Source organism: Streptomyces geranii, from assembly GCF_002954775.1.
Classification (GTDB): Bacteria; Actinomycetota; Actinomycetes; order Streptomycetales; family Streptomycetaceae; genus Streptomyces; species Streptomyces geranii.
On record NZ_PJME01000032.1, the window covers coordinates 58,724 to 73,205 of the forward strand.

Here is a 14,482-nt window from a genome sequence, read left to right on the forward strand (position 1 = left end):
CCACGACTGCTCACACACAGCCCCTGCACACGGCGAACTACACGAGCGCGGGCGCCCCAACCCCAGACACCGGCTGCGTCAGCGACCGCAGTTTCTCCCGAGTCTCCGGGTCCGTCGAGTACACGATCGTGCCGATCATGCCCCGAGTCAGCAGCACCTTGTACGTGTTGCGGATGAGTCGGCTGATGTCATCGTCCGAGGTTGCCTTCGTGAAGGACGGGTCCTTCGATGCCGTCCGGTCCACGACCCAGTGGTCCGTTCGCCACACCAGGTCGGGGCCGATGATCACGCCCGACCAGTCGTACTCGAAGCCCTGCGCGGTGTAGACGCAGCCGACCTGGCCGAAGCCGGCCGGGTCAGTTGCCCAGAGAGGCGCGGGCGGTGCTCCCAGCAGGGACCGGTCGCCGTACACGTTCCAGGGGCGGGCCCACTCACCGATGACGACGTCGGTCGGTAGTGTCGCCATGTCTGGGGTGACCTTCGTGGTCCACTTCCAGCAGTAACCGGCGGACATGCGTGCGCCGTAGTCCTCCTCGCGGCGTGCGACTAGGAAGTCCTCCAACTCCTGGGGGCTTTCGGCGGTCAGCAGCTCGAACTTGCCGTCCGGTTGCCACTGGCCGGGCGTGCCGCCCTCCAGGCCGAGCAGGTCGACGACCCACTTCTCGTACGCGTCACTGCCGCCGCACCGGAACTGGCTGTCCAGCTCCACCACCGTGCATTCGAGGCCCTGTTCGGCGGCGGCCCGCTGGATCTCCTCCTTGGTTCCCATCTCGCCCGGTCGAACGACCTGGTGCTGGTCGAGGAGGAAAACCGGCACGCGGGCCGCGTCGATCAGTTCCGCCACCTGGGGGCGGCCGGTGCGGAGTTCTGCCTTGGTGTAGCGATTGGCCGAGGTCTTCCGGAGGCGGTGGGCCTCGTCGCAGATCAGTACGTCAAGGTCGTTCGGCTCCGCGTCCATGAAGCTGTTGAAGTACTTGAACAGCTGCTGGACTTCACGCTTTTTCGCCCCCGCGACCCTGCGCATCGTCTTCGTGAACGACTGCGACCCCGTCGCGTGCAGCGCGTGCACCCCGCGCCGGTACAACTCGCCCAGCAGCGACATCGCGATCACACTCTTGCCGGAGCCGGGACCGCCGGTCACCACGACCACCTGCTTGTGGTTCGACCGCTTGGCCTTGCGTACGGCCGACATCACCTGCTCGTAGGCGACCCGTTGTTCGGCGATGAGGACGAACTGCTCGCGGTCGCGGATCTCGGCCGCCGCGACCGACATCAGCTGCTTGGAAGGCCGGATCCTGCCGCCGAGCAGTACGTCCGCCGCCTCCGCGCCGGGCTTCGCGGCCAGCCGCGACCGAAGGAAGTCCAGGAAGGCGCCGCGCTGTTCACCCGTGTACATCCGGCCGTGCGTGTCCTCCGTGACTGCACGCAGACCTGCGACGCCGAACTCGGTGGCGTTGTGCAGGAACGCGACACCGGCCAACGACCTGGGCATCCGCTCCAGCGCGCCGTTGAACGACAGCAGGTACTCGCAGTAGCCCCGTACCTGCTCGATCGGGTTGAGGACGGGACGCGTGTACGCGTCGATCCGGCACAGCAGCGGCTCGTCCTCCTCCGGGTAGGCCGCGCTCCACTGCTTGAGCTCCACGACGACGTACGACGGCTCACCTGTGGTCGGGTGCACGCCTGCGAGTACGGCGTCCGCGCGCTTGCTGGTCAGGGGGAGGCTGTACTCGATGAGGACCTCGACGTCGTCCAAGCCGGCCTCGACGAGTGCGTTGACGAGCGCCGGGAGGCTCCGTTCCCAGGACCGAACCTCCGCCGGTGCGGGCCTCCGGCCGTGCTGGTGACGGAAGTTCTCGGTCAGATGCAGCGCCAGCGACCCTTCGAGGATACGGGCGGCCACGGACGCCGCGGACTCACGAAACAGCAAGAAAATGCCCCCAGGCAGCACGAAGAAGACTCGTGCGGGTGGGGGCATGTCCTGTGATGTCCGCACAGAAGGCGGATCAGGAAGCCCGTCGGGCCGCTGAGATGGTTCTCGTCATCCTAGGTCAGGGTGCGGATCACAAGGAGGGGACGGCGCCGACGGAATGCGGCTGAGGCACGCTCGGTGCGGTCGCCCAGCAAGCTGTCGAAAGAACTGCGACGGGAGTTGGGGGAGAATCCCAAGTCCGGAATCGGTCACTCCCGACGACGTGAGCAACGAGTGGCCGCACGACTGGCATTGCAGGCGGGGCCAGTTGAGCACATCCTGCCGGTCGTCGAAAGCGGAACGTGGCGGCACCGATGCAGGGCCCTCCGGTGGGCGTGTGCTCGTGGAGGGCCCTGCGCATGTCCGCCCCCGCAGCACCTTCGGCTGCACCGTCACTCATACAACGAGGCCCCAACGGAGCTGACGCAGTACGGCTCTTGGAGCGCGGAGTTGCTGTAGGTTCCTGCCATGAAACAGGGCAAAGGGATCGAGAACCCCGAGTCGCGCTTCTCCGCGGTGCTGCTGGCGGCAGCAAAGCTTCCGGGTGTGCGGATCGACAGGGAGGCGTACCTCCGAAGCGCGCTGGCTCGTCATTGCTCCGAGGACGACATCCGAAGGGCGATCGAAGAGACCCCCGCAGCGGCGGGCATCTCAGTCGAGGTTCTCGACAAGTTGGCCAACGACTCCATCCGCTACGAGACCGCCAAGGTCAGCGCCCTCTCCGCCGCTGCCGGGATACCCGGCATCCTCGCCCTTCCCGCCACCGTGCCTGCCGACCTGGCCCAGTACTTCGGCCACATGGTGCGTATCGCGCAGAAACTCGCGTACCTCTACAGCTGGCCCGATCTGTTCTCCGACGATGGTGACGATGGTCATGACGTCGATGACGCGACCATGGGGGTGCTCACGCTGTTCTTCGGCGTCATGTTCGGTACCCAGTCGGCGAACGCCGCTGTGGGGAAGGTCGCCGGGATGATGGCGGAGCAGGTCGCCAAGAAGCTGCCGCAGAAAGCGCTCACCAAGGGTGTCGTCTACCCGGTGGTGAAAAAGGTCGCGGCCTACCTCGGTGTCCAGATGACGAAGCAGTCCTTCGCGAAGAGCGTCTCGAAGGCCATCCCTGTCGTCGGGGCCGTTGTCTCAGGCGGGCTCACTTTCGCGACCTACCTTCCGATGGCCAAGAGGCTCAAGAAGCACCTCTCCGGCTTGGAGCTGACGAAACCGTCGCACCGAGCCGTGGATGACGAAGTCGTGGATGGGGAGGTCGTGGAGGACCACGAGTCCTTCGCCGTAGCAGACGCCGTAAGCGGCCCCTGAGGCATCCTGCCTCGGCGGTCACCGCGAACCGCGAGAGCCCGTCGACGCGCCGGACATCAGGGGCGGGTCCAGCGTGGCGATCTCCCGGTCGAAGAAAGTGTGGAACCCCTCGCCGCGCTCGTATAACGCATCGAATCCCGCGTTCGTTTCCCGGATCAGTGAGCGGTCGGTGTAACGGTTGGCGCCAGCCGCATTTCCGGCCTCGTCGTAAACGACCTCATACATGGCCACATCGCCGAGAATCACCACTTCCGGAACAGGGCGTCCTCGCTCGATGTTCGAAATATCGCCCGCGTCGAGGACCTTGATGTCGTCGCCCATGTCCACGCGTACCCGCAGCACGAACAACTCCCATTGCACATACGGCGTGATCGGGAATTCCACGACGCGAAGGCGGCGATGTGTGACGCCCAGTCGCGATGCCTGGCGGAGTTCCTGGGTGTAGTCCTCGCGCCGCTCGTCGGCCAGGGACAAGGCCCTCTCCCAGTCGCCCTCGGCGAAGGCCTCCCAGCTCGGGAAGCCGCGTTCCTGGAAGTGCTGGCCGCGCTCGAGCTTGTTGAGGAAGCCGACCCCGTCGGCGTAGACCCGGCTCAGGTCCGCGTGGTACGTCGGGCGGTCCAGGCGTTCGGAGGTGCCGTCGGGGAAGGAGTCAAACACTGGGGATGTCCGGTTTCGCTGCGATGAGCATGTTCCTGGGGATGACCACGAGACGTTCGTCCGACCCGATCGAGACCCCGTCGGGCAGGTTCCTGCCGAGTGACTGGGTGACGTCCCGGCCGATGACGGCGATGTCACCGTTGGCGAGTTCCCAGATGTCCGGGCAGTCGGGAGTTCCGGTTGTGATGCCGAGTTCCTGGGGTGTTTTCCCCAGGCGTTGTTTGAAACTCGTGTCCGGATCCGCTTCCCATGGCCTGACCATTTCCGTCGCCCCCTCGATCAGTCTGGATCGCCTCACTGTAGCCTGCACCTTGACTGCCTGACCATGTGTTAGCCCCGGCTTGCGGGGGTATTGGCGAGGATTGATTCCTCCTTGTCTCATGTCGCTCAAGGGTGGAATGATATTGGTCGGAAAGAAAATCATGCCAACGCCCGGCAGGCGACACTTTCCCACTCTGCTGTCGGAAAATCGGGTGAACGGGGGGCGATTGTGGAACCGGAAGTGACCTTGCTCGCGCAGAGCGCGGGGACCACCTTGGTCGCGTTGATGGCGACCGATGCCTGGCACCGCGCGCGTGACGGGATCACACAACTCTGGCGCCGGACCCAGCCCGAACGTGCCGAGACCGTCGCCGCCGAGTTGGCGGCCGGTCGCGAGGACGTGCTGGCCGCCACGGCGGCGGACGACCGGGAGACCCTGGACGAACTGCGCCTTCAGTGGCAGGGAATGGTGCGGCGGCTGCTCGTTGCCCGGCCCGCCGCCGTCGAGGAACTGCGTGTGCTGCTGGATCAGCTCGATCCCGGTGGCTCGGCTGCCGCCCGGCAGATCAGTCAGCACGCCACCGCGTCCGGTCAGGCCCGGGTCTACCAAGCGGGACGTGACCAGCACATCACAGAGCGATGACGGGTGGGACGGACGGCCACGCCGAGGACCACGGACGTGTCTACCAGTCGCGGGGTGACCAGCACATCAGCGAGCACCACCACCACTACGGCGGTGACGGGTCGGAACACGGCGGACCGGACTCGGTGCGGCGCCCGGCGGTCGGCCGGCCTCCCGCCACGCTCCGCGACCGCAGCGAGGTGATGGAACGTCTGCGGGCGAGCGTCGAGGTGGAGCGCGGCGGGCAGGTCTATGTGCTCTACGGCATGGGCGGCTCGGGCAAGACGGCGGTCGCCTGCGCCCTGTTCCAGGAGGTCGCCGGAGAGCAGGGCCGGGTGGGCCTGTGGGTCAACGCCTCCGACCGTGCGAGCCTGCGCGCCGGCATGCTCGCCGTCGCCGCCGACCGAGGGGCGAGCGACGGCGAACTGCTTGCCGCGCGGAACGGCCTCAGGCCTGCCGCCGATCTCGTCTGGACGTATCTCGACCGTTCCGCCGAACCCTGGTTGCTGGTCCTGGACAACACCGACGAGCCGGAGATCCTGAGGGACGGCAACTGGCTGCGCACCAGCCCGCGCGGCACCGTCCTGGTGACCACACGGCGAGCGGCGGCCCGGTGGTGGCCGGGCGCCGAACTGCAGCACATCGGCGTACTGCCCCGAGAGGACGCCGCGCTCGTACTGCGCGATCTCGCACCGCACAGCGGTACGACGGAGCAGGCGGCGCGGGTCGCGGACCGGCTGGGGCGGCTGCCCCTCGCCCTCACCCTGGCGGGCGGTTTCCTCTCCCACCAGGTCATCGACCCCTGGACGATGGACGCCTACGGGGATCAGCTCGACGGCGACGAACGGGTCCAGCTGATCGACCGGGGAGCCGACGCGCTGTCCGAAGCGGACCCCCGGCACCTGGTCGGTCTGACCTGGCAGCTGACCCTCGACGCGTTCGAAGCGCGCGGGCATGCCCACCACCTGTGGCGACGGCTTCGCGGCGGGCCTGCGGCAGCTCCGCGACCACGACGGTGTACAGGTGCTGGAGAACCTGCCGGACGGGCGCACGCCACGGCTCCACGAGGGGCTGCTCCGCGAGCAGTTCGCCCTCGGGTGAACTGACAGCGGTCGGGGTGCCTATGGCGTTCGTCTGAAGGCATCCCCAGCCTTCGCACGGCCGACCCGCCGAGGTCCGTTGAACAGGGCGGGTACGGACAGGGCGGGTACGGACAGGGCGGGTACGGACAGGGCGGGTACGGACAGGGTGGCTGTCGGGGCGCTCGCCGACAGGTGGGGCAGAGCGACTTCCTACCCACCCTGCCAAGCCACCCCCCACCCCCCGGACCAAGCCGGAACCGGCCCCCTCAGCGGCACGCCCGCGCGGGCCCAAGGGGCCGCCGAAGGGGGCGGCGGCCCCTTGGGCGGGGTGGGGGTGGAGGTGGTCACGGCGTGCAGGGCCAGTAGCAGTGCGGCCAGTTCCTCTGCCCCCGGCGTTCCGCGGAGCACTCGTACCGTCGCCGGAGTCACTGCGGTTGGTTTCCGTGTTTGCGGGACGGGAGGGGGGCGTGTTTGGCTCGGAGCATTGACAGGGCTCCGATCAGGCGGGAACGGGTCTCGGTCGGGTCGATCACGCTGTCGACCAGGCCGCGTTCGGCCGCGTAGTAGGGGTGCATCAGTTCCGTGCGGTACTCCTTCACCAGGCGGGCGCGCGTCGCCTCCGGGTCCGTCGCCGCGGCGATCTCTCGGCGGAAGACGATGTTCGCCGCCCCCTCCGCTCCCATCACCGCGATCTCGTTGCTCGGCCAGGCCAGTGAGACGTCCGTGCCGATGGAGCGGGAGTCCATCACGATGTACGCGCCGCCGTACGCCTTGCGCAGGATCAGCTGGACGCGGGGGACCGTGGCGTTGCAGTAGGCGTAGAGGAGTTTCGCGCCGTGGCGGATGATGCCGCCGTGTTCCTGGTCGACGCCGGGGAGGAAGCCGGGGACGTCTACCAGGGTGACGAGCGGGATGTTGAAGGCGTCGCAGGTCTGGACGAAACGGGCGGCCTTTTCCGAGGCGTGGATGTCCAGTACGCCGGCGAACGACGCGGGCTGGTTGGCCACGATGCCCACCACCTGGCCGGCCAGTCTGGCCAGCGCGCACACGACGTTGGTCGCCCAGTCCTCCTGGATCTCGAAGAAGTCGCCGTCGTCGGTGATCTCGGCGATCACCGCCCGCATGTCGTACGCCCGGCCCGGGTCCGCCGGGACCAGGTCCAACAGTGCTTCGCCGGGGCGGTCCGGTGGGTCGGACGTGGGCTGGGGCGGGGGGAGTTCGCGGTTGTTCGAGGGGAGGAGGGACAGGAGGTGGCGTACGTCCTCCAGGCACGACCTCTCGTCGTCGTACGCGAAGTGCGCCACGCCGGAGAGTGTGGCGTGGGTGTCCGCGCCGCCCAGGGTCTCGTGTGTCACCGCCTCGCCCGTGACCGCCTGGACTACGTCCGGGCCCGTGATGAACATCTGGCCGGTGCCGCGCACCATGAACACGAAGTCGGTCAGCGCGGGGGAGTAGGCGGCGCCGCCCGCGCAGGGTCCCAGGATCACGCTGATCTGCGGGATCACCCCCGAACTGCGCACGTTCCGGGTGAAGATGCCGCCGTAGCCCGCGAGGGCGGTGACCCCCTCCTGGATCCGGGCGCCCGCGCCGTCGCACAGGCCCACGATCGGGGCGCCCGCGCTCTCGGCCAGGTCCATCAGCTTGTGGATCTTCTGCGCGTGCGCCTCGCCGAGGGCACCGCCGAAGATGCGGAAGTCGTGGGCGTACGCGAACACCGTACGGCCGTCCACCAGGCCCCAGCCCGTGACGACGCCGTCCGTGTGCGGGCGCCGGTCCTCCAGGCCGAAGCCGGTGGCGCGGTGCCTGCGCAGCTCCTCGATCTCGGCGAACGTGTCCGCGTCGAAGAGGAGTTCCAGGCGTTCGCGGGCGGTCAGTTTGCCCTTGGCGTGCTGGGCCTCGGTGGCCCGTTCGCTCGGGCCGCGCCGTAGGGTCTCGGTCAGTTCGGCGAGTTCCGTGACGCGGTCGCGCAGATGGCCGCCGCCACCAGGGGCGGCCGTGTCCGCCGTGCTCCGGGGGGTCACCGGCGCCGAGGTCGTTTCGTCGACAACGCTCATGTCGTGCAGCGTGCGCCCGGGCGCTCAAGGCAGGCTCGACGGGTCGCGCGAGAGCCGGTGGAGAGCGGCTCGATCCGGGCCGTCCAGCCTGGCACCATGACTGAACCTCACCGCCGTTCCGTCGTCCTGATGTTCCCGGGGACAGGAGCGCAGCACCCGCAGATGGCGGCCGGGCTCTACGGCCACGAAGCCGTGTTCACCGACGCGGTCGACTCCGTCCTGGCCCGGCTCGGCGCGGACGGCGAGGCGGCCAGGGCCGACTGGCTTGCCGAGCGGCCCGTCGTGCCGATGGAGGCCGACAGCCGCTCCGCGCCCCTGCTGTTCGCCGTGGACTACGCGATGGGTCGGCTGGTCGAGAGCTGGGGGGTGCGGCCGGCGGCGTATCTCGGGCACAGCATGGGCGAGTTCGCCGCCGCCGTGCTCGCCGGGGTCTTCCGGCTGGACGACGCGGTCCGGCTGCTGTGGGAGCGGGTCCGGCGGCAGCGGACCACACCGGCGGGCGGGATGCTCGCGGTCGCCGCGGCCCGCGAGGAACTCACCGGATACCTGGGGTCCGGGGTCGTGGTGGGCGCGGTGAACGCGCCCCGGCACACCGTCCTCTCGGGTCCGGCGGGCCCACTGGAGGCCGTGGCGCGCGGGCTGACCGCGGACGGCAGGACCTTCCGGCGGCTCGCCACCCGCACCCCCTACCACAGCCCGGCACTGGCGCCGCTGGTCGCCGAGACCGAGGCGCTCGTACGGGAGCTGCCGCTCGCCCCGCCCCGTACGCCGCTGTATTCGGCCTACACCACCCGTCCGCTCGGCGCGCGGGAGGCGACCAGCGCCGCGTTCTGGGCCGGGCAGCCGACCGCGCCCGTGCTGTTCTGGCCGACGCTGGAGCGGGTGCTGGCGGACGGGGACCGGCTGCTCGTCGAGGCCGGGCCGGCGCAGAGTCTGGCGGTCATCGCCCGGGGGCACCGGGCCGTGCGCTCGGGCCGCAGCGCGGTCGTCGCCACGCTGCCTCCCCGGGCCCTGGGGCCCGAGGAGGATCGGCGTACGGTCGGTGCGGCGCGCGAACTGCTGTGCCGACAGGCGGGTGTGGCGGTGGGTCACTCGGGCAGGTTGCCGGTGGAACTGCCCGCCTCGTAGGGCGTGGTGACGCCGTCGTAGGCCAGGTGCAGGACCATGCCGTCGCGGGCGTGGTCCAGGTTGTGGCAGTGGTCCATCCACAGGCCGGGGTTGTCGGCGCGGAAGGCGACCTCGAACCGTTCGCCGGGCGCGATGTTCAGGGTGTCGGTCCACCAGGGACTGCCGGTCGCCTCCTGCCCGTTCCGGGACAGGACGAGCATGCGATGGCCGTGCAGGTGCATGGGGTGGTCGTCGAGGCTGCGGTTGACGAAGGAGACCCGGACCAGGTCGCCGTCGCGGACCAGCAGGGCCGGGATGTCCGGGTAGACGGCGTTGTTGACGGTCCACAGCACCATGGGGCGGCCGTCGTAGAAGCCCAGGCTGTTGCCCAGGACGAGGTGGAAGTCGCGGTCGTAGCGGGTGCCGGGGGCGAAGGGGACGGGTGTGGCAGCCGTACGGGAGCCGTAGTCCAGCGGGTCGAAGAGCGGGCCCGTGGCGGTGGGCGGCGGGTCGGCGGTGCCGGTGGGGTCGAGCAGCAGGGACGCCGTCTCCACCTGGCCCGCGCCGTAGGCGCCGTCCTCGCCGCAGCCCTCGGTGCCGTGGCTGGCGCTGGTGGCGTTGGCGTCGCCGACCACGGTCAGGTGGACGGGGCCGTCGGGCTGGCGGAACGTCACGTCGTACCGGCCGCCGCCCGCGATCCGCAGCCGGGTGCCGCGCAGTTCGGTGGGGCCCGACACGTCGTTGCCGTCGATCGCGGCGACCCGGAAGGCCGTACCGGCGAGTGAGTAGGTGCGGGGGCAGTTGTCGGCGTTCACCAGGCGCAGCCTGACCGGGGTGCCGGCCGGGACCCGCTCGCGCCGCAGCCGGGTGTCGTCGCCGAAGGCGGTGCGCAGGAGGCCCCCGATGCCGTTCTGCCCGCTGAGCGCGCCCCCGCCGCCGGGGCGCCCGCCGGTGGCAGCGCCCTTCGCGCCCTCGACGCTCCAGGCGTGGGCGACGACGGTACGGTCCACGCCCGTGGCGTCCGCGCCGGGCTCCTCCACGACCAGGGCGCCGAAGAGGCCGCGCGCGACGGCCGTGCTGGACTGCTGGTGCGCGTGGTACCAGAAGGTGCCCGCGCGGGGCGGCCGGAACCGGTACACATGCCGTTCGCCGGGACGTACGGCGTCCTGTGTCACGCCCGCCACGCCGTCCTCGGCGGCCGGGACGTCGACGCCGTGCCAGTGCAGGGTGACTCCGGCGCGGACGTCCCGGTTGACGAGGACGACCTCGACCAACTCGCCCTCGCGCACGCGGAGTTCGGGTCCGGGAAGCTGCCCGTTGAAGGCGAGGGCGGCGACCTGCTCGCCCGACGCGAGGCGCATCGTGCGGGCGGACGCGGTGAGGGTGAAGCTGCGGTCGGGGGTGCCGGTACGGGGGCCGGTGAGGGCGGTGAGATCACGCGCCGGCGCCTGTCCGGCCGCCGGGCCGCCGCCGGTGTCGTACGTGTGCGCGTGGTGGTCCTGGCCGACGCTCTCCGGCAGTCGGCTGCGCTCGGCGGCGAGGGCCCAGCCGCCCGTGACGAGGACGGCGAAGGCGGTCACCGTGGCCGTGCCGCGCACCAGCCGCCGCGCCCGCGACGGCCGCCGCCAGCCGGGCGCTCCCACCACGGCCCGCCACCGCTGCTGCCGGAGCACCAGCCCCGAGGCGGCGAGAACGAGCAGCACCAGTTCGAGGAGGAGGAGCCCGCCGTAGGGCGGGGCCGGCGGATGCAGCGTGAGCCCGCCCGCGAGCAGCGAGGCCAGGAAGCAGACGCGTACGGGCACGACGACCCGCCAGGAAGCGGCGGCGAGCCGCAGATCCGTGGGGACGCCTGGGTCTGTGGCCGCGTTGCCGTTCGCCTCGCCGGCCGGTGCCGGTACTGCCGGCCGGGGTGGTGCGGTGGTGGTGAGCTGCGGTCCCGGCGGGGTGGAGATCCCGGCGAGCCGGAGCCCTGGGGAGGTCGCCGGTGCGCCTGGGTCTGTGGCCGCGCTGCCGTTCGCGTTGCCGTCCGGTGTCGCTGGGAGGGGTGGTGCGGTGGTGGTGATGGTCTGCGGTCCCGGTGGGACGGGTGGCCTGCCTGGTTCCGTTCCGGGGCCGCCGTTCTCCCGGTGGGCGGGCGGTCCCGGCGGAGTGGAGACTGCGGCGAGCCGGAGCCCTGGGGTGGCCGCCGGTTCACCCGGGTCTGTCGCCGAGCTGCCGTTCGCCTCGCCGTCCGGAGTCGGTGTCGCCGGCCGGGGCGGTGCGGTGGCGGTGGTGGTGAGCTGCGTCCCCGGCGGAGTGGAGACCGCGGCGAGCCGGACCCCCGGAGAGGTCGCCGGTGCGCCCGTGTCCGTGGCCGTACCGGCGTTGCCGTGCCCGGCCGGAGCCGTCGGTGGCGGGTACGGCCCGGCCGTGCCGGAGTGGGTCGACGGCGTCTGGCCTGCGGCGGGCCGGATCGCGGCGCCGCCTTCGCCGGGGGTGGCCGGTGCGTGCCGGAGCAGTCGCCGGTACGTCGGCACCGTGGTGGTGGCCGGCGTCTGACGGAGCAGTCGCCGGTACGTGGGGGTGGTCGGCGTCTGCCTGAGCAGCCGCCAATACGCCGGCACCGTGAAGGCCGCGACCGCTGTGCCCGTCAGGGTGAGGGGGACGGCCGCGAACAGGACGAAGTCGGTTGCCGCCGGCCAGCCTGCCGTGGTCGCCAGGGCTACCGCCAGCGCTACCCGCAGCGCCAGTACCAGCAGGGACACGGTCAGCAGGATCAGGCCCAGGCGGGCCCGGCGGCCGAGTGAGCGGGGTGTGGGGCGGGTCGGCAGGCGGCGGGCGCCGCGGGACGCGAACGCCCAGAAGAGCGCCGTCAGTACGGCCCAGAGCAGGTTCTGTTCGAAGAGGTTCTCCACCATGCGTGCAGCGTGCCGGGTGCTCTTCGAGGCTGCCTTGAGTCCCTCCGCCGATGCTTTCGACGCCGTCGATGCCTTCGGCGGTCCGGGCAGAGCCGGTCGGTAACCCATTCACAGGAGGGTCATGTCATGACCGAGAGACGTTGCGCGTTGGTGACCGGCGGGTCGCGGGGCATCGGGCGTGCCATCGCGGTGCGGCTCGCCGGGGCGGGCTACGACATCGGGTTCTGCTCCCGTTCCGCCGACGAGGCCGCCCTGGAGACCACCCGGCTCGTCGCGGAGACCGGCGCCGCCGTCCACCACGTCGTCTGCGACGTCACGGACGCCGAGGCGGTCCGCGCCTTCGTCGACGAGGCCGAGGAGAAGCTCGGCCTGCCGCCGTACGCGGTGGTCAACTCCGCCGGGATCCTGCGGGACCGCCCGATGGCCCTGATGTCCGAGGGGGACTGGCACTCGGTGGTCGGCACCAGCCTGGACGGTGCCTTCCACCTGTGCCGCGCGGTGCTGCGCGGCCTGATCAGCCGCAGGGCGGGCGCGGTCGTCAACGTCTCGTCCGTGATCGGCGTGTTCGGCAACCCCGGGCAGACCAACTACGCCACCGCCAAGGCGGGACTGAACGGCCTCACCCGCGCCCTGGCCAAGGAGGTCGCCCCCTACGGGGTGCGGGTCAACGCCGTGGCGCCCGGCTTCATCGACACCGACATGCTCGACGGCATGACGGCCAAGGCCCGCCAGGCAGCCCTCGGCAAGGTCGCGATGGGCCGCTTCGGCACCCCCGAGGCCGTCGCCGAACTCGTCGCCTTCCTGCTCTCCGACGCCGCCGACTACATCACCGGACAGGTCGTGCGGATCGACGGCGGGATCTCCCTGTGAGAGCGACGGGATGACCACCTCACAGAACACCTCACCGAACACCTCGTCGAATATCAAGGCTCCCGCCCCGGACCCCGGCACCCGCCCCGTCCGCGCCCTGTTCCGCGAGCGCTGGTTCAGCACCCTGTTCATGACCGACATGTGGGAGCGCTTCAGCTTCTACGGCATGCAGGCCCTGCTCTTCCTCTACGCCACCGCGCCGGAGGCCGAGGGCGGGCTCGGGCTCGCGGACGGCACCGCCGGTGCCCTCTTCGGGCTCTACATCTCCGCGTCGTTCCTCGCCGCCATGCCCGGCGGCTGGCTCGGCGACCGGGTGCTCGGCACCCACCGGGCGATGCTGAGCGGGGCCCTCGTCATCGCGGCCGGGCACGCCTGTATGGCCGTACCCGCCCGCACCACCTTCTATCTGGGCCTGCTGCTGGTCGCCTGCGGCACCGGCCTGCTGAAGCCCAACCTGCCCGTGATGTTCGACCAGATGAACCCGGGGGCGGGCAGCGCCCAGCGGCAGGCGGCGTTCTCCGTCTTCTACATGAGCGTCCAGGTCAGCGCGCTCGTCGGACCGTTGGTCACCGGTGCGCTGGGCGAACGCGTCAACTGGCATCTCGGCTTCGGCGCCGCCGGCGTCGGCATGGTCTTCGGCGTCCTGCAGTACCTGCACGGGGCGCCGACCCTGCGCGGTGCCCGTACCGGCCCGTCCCGTCCGCTGCCGCCCGACGCGCTGCGCCGCCTGGTGCGCGGCGCCTGGGCGGCGCTGGCCGGGGTGGTGGTGCTGGTCACCGGGGTCGTCCTGGCCGGCGGGCTGCCGCTGCGGCCGGTGCTCGCACTGTGCGGGCTGGCCTCGCTGGTGGCGCCCGTCTGGTACTTCCGGCGGCTGCTGCGAGGGGCGGAGCTGGACGCGGCCGAGCGCGAACGCATCCGCGGCTACCGCAGGATCTTCGTGCCGTCGGTGCTGTTCTGGGCGATGTACGGCCAACTCGGCTCGGTCTTCAGCCTGTTCGCACGCGAGCACACCGACCGGGACATCGCCGGGTTCACGGTCCCGGCGAGCTGGTTCCAGTCCGCGCACCCGCTGTTCCTGCTGCTGCTCGCCCCGCTCTTCGCCTGGCTCTGGCTGCGCCTGGCGGCCGGGACGGACACGGTACGGAAGTTCGCCGCCGGGCTGCTGTGCGCGGCGGGCGGCTTCGCCGTGCTCGCGGCCGGTGCCCGGTTCGCCGGTGACGGCGGTGTCCCGGTCTCCGCGCTCTGGCTGCTGGGCGCCTTCCTGTGCATGACCTGCGGCGAACTGGTCTTCGGGCCGGTCGGGCTCAGCACCACGGCGGAGAGCGCGCCGGAGGGGCACGGCAGCCGCATGATGGGCCTCTTCTACCTGGGGGCCGCGCTGGGCGCCGGACTCGGCGGCCAGCTCTCGCACCTGGTGGGCGTGGTGCCGCTGTGGACGTACCTGGCGGCCTTCTCGACCGCCGCCGTGGTCACCGCGCTGTTCCTCTTCCGCGAGACACGCCGCAGAACGGCTCAAATCTGACGTCGAGTTGCCCTGGACGGGGCCTCAAGCAATCCCGTCCAGCATCGAAAGCGGCAGGTCCGAACCGCTCACGGACCGGCCGGAAGCCCGGGCGGCCCCACCGCCCGCGGGCGACAACCCGATA

Annotated in this window: 11 protein-coding genes and 1 pseudogene; 6 read left to right on the forward strand and 6 right to left on the reverse strand. The window is 71.0% G+C overall.

Going from position 1 to position 14,482, the window contains the following annotated elements:
* Window positions 1–37 precede the first annotated feature (37 nt).
* Complete coding sequence (locus CW359_RS29895) at window positions 38–1,978, reverse strand: DUF2075 domain-containing protein (protein ID WP_232838667.1); 1,941 nt, start codon at window positions 1,976–1,978, stop codon at window positions 38–40.
* Between the two features lie 462 nt (window positions 1,979–2,440).
* On the opposite strand from CW359_RS29895, the gene CW359_RS29900 reads away from it, so the two are divergent.
* A complete protein-coding gene (locus CW359_RS29900; protein WP_105973304.1) occupies window positions 2,441–3,286 on the forward strand; it encodes a hypothetical protein in 846 nt (281 codons plus the stop codon).
* 18 nt (window positions 3,287–3,304) lie between these two features.
* Here CW359_RS29900 and CW359_RS29905 read toward each other — a convergent pair whose 3' ends face one another.
* Together CW359_RS29905 and CW359_RS29910 are read right to left on the reverse strand one after the other, a co-directional pair.
* A complete protein-coding gene (locus CW359_RS29905; RefSeq protein WP_105973305.1) occupies window positions 3,305–3,943 on the reverse strand; it encodes a DUF6879 family protein in 639 nt (212 codons plus the stop codon).
* Entirely contained in the window at window positions 3,936–4,205 is a 270-nt protein-coding gene (locus CW359_RS29910) for a hypothetical protein (RefSeq protein WP_105973306.1), read from the reverse strand. Before CW359_RS29910 ends, CW359_RS29905 begins: the two co-directional genes overlap by 8 nt.
* Before the next feature lie 228 nt (window positions 4,206–4,433).
* Here CW359_RS29910 and CW359_RS29915 point away from each other — a divergent pair, with 228 nt between their 5' ends.
* Both CW359_RS29915 and CW359_RS29920 read left to right on the forward strand, forming a co-directional pair.
* Entirely contained in the window at window positions 4,434–4,847 is a 414-nt protein-coding gene (locus CW359_RS29915; RefSeq protein WP_105973307.1) for a hypothetical protein, read from the forward strand.
* Window positions 4,844–5,779: pseudogene (locus CW359_RS29920) on the forward strand (NB-ARC domain-containing protein); the annotation flags it as partial. The gene CW359_RS29915 and the pseudogene CW359_RS29920, both read left to right, overlap by 4 nt.
* Before the next feature lie 339 nt (window positions 5,780–6,118).
* Here the strand turns inward: CW359_RS29920 and CW359_RS47635 are convergent.
* Window positions 6,119–6,337 (reverse strand): acyl-CoA carboxylase epsilon subunit, encoded by a 219-nt coding sequence (locus CW359_RS47635; protein ID WP_105973308.1) that lies wholly within the window; start codon window positions 6,335–6,337, stop codon window positions 6,119–6,121.
* Window positions 6,334–7,962 (reverse strand): acyl-CoA carboxylase subunit beta, encoded by a 1,629-nt coding sequence (locus tag CW359_RS29930; RefSeq protein WP_105973309.1) that lies wholly within the window; start codon window positions 7,960–7,962, stop codon window positions 6,334–6,336. The genes CW359_RS47635 and CW359_RS29930 overlap by 4 nt, the downstream gene beginning before the upstream one ends.
* Before the next feature lie 96 nt (window positions 7,963–8,058).
* Between CW359_RS29930 and CW359_RS29935 the strand changes: the two genes are divergently transcribed.
* Complete coding sequence (locus tag CW359_RS29935; RefSeq protein WP_105973342.1) at window positions 8,059–9,090, forward strand: acyltransferase domain-containing protein; 1,032 nt, start codon at window positions 8,059–8,061, stop codon at window positions 9,088–9,090.
* On the opposite strand, the gene CW359_RS29940 is transcribed toward CW359_RS29935, so the two are convergent.
* Window positions 9,051–11,966, reverse strand: coding sequence for a multicopper oxidase family protein (locus CW359_RS29940; protein ID WP_105973310.1), 2,916 nt, complete (start codon window positions 11,964–11,966; stop codon window positions 9,051–9,053). The genes CW359_RS29935 and CW359_RS29940 overlap by 40 nt on opposite strands.
* Before the next feature lie 126 nt (window positions 11,967–12,092).
* On the opposite strand from CW359_RS29940, the gene fabG reads away from it, so the two are divergent.
* Entirely contained in the window at window positions 12,093–12,836 is a 744-nt protein-coding gene (fabG, locus tag CW359_RS29945) for a 3-oxoacyl-ACP reductase FabG (protein ID WP_105973311.1), read from the forward strand.
* Window positions 12,837–12,846: 10 nt separating this feature from the next.
* The gene (locus CW359_RS29950) at window positions 12,847–14,358 is read left to right on the forward strand and encodes a peptide MFS transporter (protein ID WP_105973312.1); all 1,512 of its coding nucleotides are present in this window, start codon (window positions 12,847–12,849) and stop codon (window positions 14,356–14,358) included.
* The last annotated feature ends 124 nt before the right edge of the window (window positions 14,359–14,482 follow it).